Source organism: Microbacterium sp. UBA837, from assembly GCF_002296025.1.
Lineage (GTDB): Bacteria > Actinomycetota > Actinomycetes > Actinomycetales > Microbacteriaceae > Microbacterium.
The window spans coordinates 1-2,691 of the sequence record NZ_DBHD01000008.1 but is presented as its reverse complement, the minus strand read 5'-3'; the positions used below and the strand labels follow the sequence as shown (position 1 = coordinate 2,691).

The window sequence follows — 2,691 nt, the reverse complement described above, 5'->3', positions numbered from 1 at the left end:
GCGTTGATCGCGAGCGCGTCGTAGAACTCACCCGGCGCGATCGAGAGCACCGTGACAACGATCTGCACCTCGTTGCGCAGCCCCGAGACGAACGAGGGGCGCAGCGGACGGTCGATCAGACGGCAGACCAGGATCGCCTCGGTCGAGGGGCGACCCTCACGACGGAAAAACGAACCGGGGATCTTTCCGGCGGCGTAGGAGCGCTCTTCGACATCCACCGTCAGGGGGAAGAAGTCGAAGCCCTCGCGAGGGTGCTTTCCGGCGCTCGTCGCCGAGAGCAGCATGGTTTCTTCGTCGAGGTACGCGGCAACAGCGCCCTGAGCCTGCTGGGCCAGGCGTCCGGTCTCGAAGCGGACGGTGCGGGTGCCAAAGCGGCCGTTGTCGAGAACGGCTTCAGCGGCGGTGATTTCAGGACCTTCCAAGAGGTCTCTCCTTCTTTGTTTTGACTCGCGCACCCGTGTGGCGCGCGAGCACATGCGAAGGAGCAGGAACAGGCAGTATCGAGCGTGCGGCATAACGCCGCGTGAATCGTCGGCGCTGGCCACCAGTAGAAGACCACCCGGCGCAACACGACGGGGAACCCACCACAGGGGACCAGCTTCCTGCCGGCCTGCTCCATGAAGCTCACTGTGAAGTTGAGCGGATGCCGTAAGGCAACCCGAACGATCCTATCAGGGGCGCACTCGCCGTGTCGGGTCGGCGCCCGGCGACTCCGCTCCGTCACGCACCGGGCTCGCTCCGGCATCCGGCACGACCGGCGACTCGGAAACGGTCGCCGGCCGCCGCGAGATCGTTACGTAATCCGCATGCTTCGCGCTCAAGCCGTCCCCCGCGGTTCGCCCACGGAGTCGCCGCCAGAGCCAGGGCACCGCATCGCGACGAACCCAGCCGCGCGGGTTCGGGTCGTCATCGTCATGGAAAGCCGAGTCGAGCGTCGCCAGCTCGTCAGCGTACGGGACGCCGAGCGCCTCGGCAGCCCGGTAGGCAACGAAGCGATGACCCTTCGACCGGAAGTGGACCTTGTCGTCGGCCCACATGTCGAGGTCACTGATCGCCGGCTGGGCCTCAAGATCGAGCAGCATGCAGCCGGTGCTGGCCGCAATGCGTCTGATTTCGGAGTTGTAGACCGCAACGCGGCGAGCGAAGATCATGGCTGCGGGCCGCCGGGGAAGCACGATGCTCACCAGCAGCACATCGATCCCGCGGGACCGCAAATCCACGACCGCCCGTTCGAGCCCCTTCGCCAGGATGAGCGGATCGGCTCCGCGGCTGACCAGGTCGTTTGCGCCCATGAACACCGACACCAGATCGGGTGCCATCCCCAGCGCGCGCGGGAGCTGCTCGTCGAGGAGGTCCCGGATCTTGCGGCTGCGCACAGCGAGATTCGCGTACCGGAACGGCTCCGCGCTCGCTGGAAGTCTCGCCTCTCGGGCGCCGGCCAACAGATCCGCGAGACGGTCGGCCCACCCGCGATACTGACCTTTCGGCATCCGCGATGTGTCGCACAGCCCCTCGGTCAAGGAATCACCGAGGGCAACGAAACGCGACCACCGCGGGGTTCCCTCCGTCGCGGGTGCGGGCGGAGCTGCGGGGCGAGTCGCCGCACGCGCGAACAGGGCGTCATCGATCGGGCGGAGCATCCGGGCCTCTGCGTAGTGACCGACAAGCTGGCGGCCCAGAGCCTCCCAGGTGCGCTCGCGCACGGATTCGCGGGCCGCGGCCGCAAAGGCTCGCCGCTTGGATTCGTCTCCGATGAGGTCTGACACGCGCGCGCGGAGGTCGGCCAGGTCACCCGGCCGATAGAGCCATCCGTCGACGCTGCTGCGAACGAGATCGACCGGACCGCCTGTTCCCGTCGCGACGACCGGAACTCCAGCCGCGAGAGCCTCCTGAATCGTCTGGCCGAACGTCTCGCTCTCGCCGGGGTGAACGAAGACATCGAAGGATGCCATCGCCTCGCCGAGAGCGTCGCCGGACAGGTGTCCGAGAAAGACAGCGCGCGGGAGGGACCGTTCGAGCGCTGGTCTTGACGGTCCGTCACCGACGATCACGAGGCGGCTTCCCGGAAGATCGTGCAGCGCGGCGAGATCTTCGACCTGCTTCTCGGGGGCGAGCCGGCCCACGTAGCCGATGATCGTCTCACCCGGGGCCACGCGCTGGCGCCACGCAGCGCTCCGGTGCTCGGGAGCGAATCGGATGGCATCCACTCCCCGCCCCCACCGGCGGAGGCGATCAATGCCGAGACCTTCGAGCTGAGACATGCTCGCCGAAGACGGCACCAGGGTCAACGTCGAACGCCGGTGCAAGCGCGCCAGGTGCGACTCCACGATCGATGTCGCCGCCGGAAGCCCGTACTTCTGGGCATACGCGACCACGTCGGTCTGGTAGACCGCGACGACGGGCACCTTGAGCGCGTCGGCGGCAGCGGTTCCTTGCCATCCGAGCACGAACGGCGATGCCAGGTGGATGACATCGGGCCGGAACTCACGCAGGTGCGCCGCCAGCTTCGCAGCGCGGGCGAACACCACACGAACTTGAGGGTAGGAGGGCAAGGGCACGGACCGGAGCATGGTCGTGCGAGCGCCAGAGAGGTCGGCGCCGCGCAGGTCGGCCTCGACATCGCCAGCTTTGGGAGCGATGACGAGCGTCTCATGCCCTTCGCTTGCCAGATGACGAAGGATCTGGAGCACC

1 protein-coding gene and 1 pseudogene are annotated in these 2,691 nt (G+C 67.5%); both read right to left on the bottom strand.

What is annotated here, in order from left to right:
- A pseudogene (locus B3587_RS01035) lies at positions 1-422 on the bottom strand (polyribonucleotide nucleotidyltransferase); the annotation flags it as partial.
- 249 nt (positions 423-671) lie between these two features.
- Positions 672-2,690, bottom strand: coding sequence for a glycosyltransferase (locus B3587_RS01030; protein WP_292725911.1), 2,019 nt, complete (start codon positions 2,688-2,690; stop codon positions 672-674).
- Position 2,691 lies beyond the last annotated feature (1 nt).